The sequence below is a fragment of the Vogesella mureinivorans genome, from assembly GCF_007644035.1.
GTDB lineage: Bacteria > Pseudomonadota > Gammaproteobacteria > Burkholderiales > Chromobacteriaceae > Vogesella > Vogesella mureinivorans.
In genome coordinates, this window is record NZ_VMTV02000860.1 from 1 (window position 1) to 289 (window position 289).

Below are 289 nucleotides of genomic sequence, written 5' to 3' on the forward strand. Positions count from 1 at the left end.
GCTCAAGATCGTGCTCGACATCGTCGCCAACCACGGCTCGCCGGGCTGGTCGATGCCGGTCGACCAGAAGGAATTCGGTCGCCTCTACGACGCCAGCGGGAACCTCATCGCCGACCACGGCAACCTGCCGCCGGAGCAGCTCGATCCGGCCAACAACCCGCTGCACGCCTTCTACAACGTCAAGCCCGATCTGGCCCAGCTGTCGGACTTCCACGAAGACAACCCGGCGGTGATGGACCACCTGGTCGGCGCCTACCTGCAGTGGATCGAGCAGGGCGCGCAGGCCTTC

Annotated in this window: 1 protein-coding gene; it reads left to right on the forward strand. The window is 66.1% G+C overall.

Going from position 1 to position 289, the window contains the following annotated elements:
• Positions 1-289 (forward strand): alpha-amylase family protein (locus FLQ44_RS19965; protein ID WP_206209013.1); only part of this gene is annotated, 289 nt, incomplete at both ends.